This is a genomic window from Cedecea sp. B1(4) (assembly GCF_059414925.1).
The window spans coordinates 1-623 of record NZ_JCAHMZ010000094.1 but is presented as its reverse complement, the minus strand read 5'-3'; the positions used below and the strand labels follow the sequence as shown (position 1 = coordinate 623).

Annotated in this window: 2 protein-coding genes; both read left to right on the top strand. The window is 60.5% G+C overall.

Annotated elements, in window-relative coordinates; all coding sequences use genetic code 11:
• Positions 1-315 (top strand): hypothetical protein (locus ACR6JA_RS22215; protein WP_494599558.1); only part of this gene is annotated, 315 nt, incomplete at its 5' end.
• Between the two features lie 11 nt (positions 316-326).
• A partial coding sequence (locus ACR6JA_RS22210; protein ID WP_494599556.1) for a hypothetical protein occupies positions 327-623 on the top strand: 297 nt, incomplete at its 3' end.

Here is a 623-nt window from a genome sequence, read left to right as displayed (position 1 = left end):
GCCAGCGATGCGCGGGCTTTGGCGGCTTTCTGCGACACCGCCGCTTGTCGGCATCTCGCTTCCCACCCGGAAGAGCACCGGTTGAAGCCCTCTCTGAACAGGCAGTACCCCACCGAGCCTGGCTGGTATTGCCTTGGCTTTGACCGGCTTGACCCTCAGTTGCAGGCAGATATTGGTCCCAGCATGGAGGGCATCTACCAGTTCACCGGGGAGCATTGGCTGGACGAATCCGGCGACCTGGTTGAAGGTGTTTATGATCCCGAGCTGGGCGTCGATGTGAGCATGTCCGCAGCCGACTATTACGTGCGTAGCTGAGGCGCACCGCCATGGAGATCAGCATGACCTCGATTTTCAAAACCCGTCACCTTCGCTGGGTCATCTGTGGCTGCTGCAAAGGCAGTGGCCAGGTCGATCATCCCGCGTTCCGCAATGGATTCACGTCTGAGGAACAGGCTGAGATGGCTTGCGATTGGGACGCCGAAAGCCAAACGACAGCGTGGGATCGCTATATGGCCGGTGCCTACGACGTGCGTTGCGATGTTTGCGACGGCACCGGCAAGGTGCGCGAACCGGATTTCGCCACCATGCCGCGCGACGAGCGGCTTGCCTACGTTCGCTTTCTG